1 protein-coding gene is annotated in these 227 nt (G+C 67.4%); it reads right to left on the bottom strand.

The genetic code is table 11. The features are described from left to right. Nucleotides 1-227: hypothetical protein (locus GT354_RS21630; RefSeq protein WP_161358004.1), on the bottom strand; the 227-nt coding region annotated here is incomplete at both ends.

Here is a 227-nt window from a genome sequence, read left to right as displayed (position 1 = left end):
GCCTCGATGGTGCGAAAGTGAAAGCTCAGGATCCGGCGCAGGTCGTGCTCGGCCGCGGTCTTGAGCAGCGCGGTCTGCAACGCGGCCAGCCGCTTGCCCCGGTAGGCCTCTTTGGCCTCGGGCTCGGTGGTGTGCTTGTTCAGTTTGCTGCCGCTCTGGGCGGCGGCGGCCTGGACCTCCTCGTCGCGGATCTCGACCACGAAGATCCGAAAAGGCGCTACCAGCCC

Source organism: Streptomyces sp. SID3343, assembly GCF_009865215.1.
GTDB lineage: Bacteria > Actinomycetota > Actinomycetes > Streptomycetales > Streptomycetaceae > Embleya.
The sequence above is the reverse complement of the archived record's forward strand: the minus strand, read 5'-3'. Positions and strand labels throughout refer to the sequence as shown.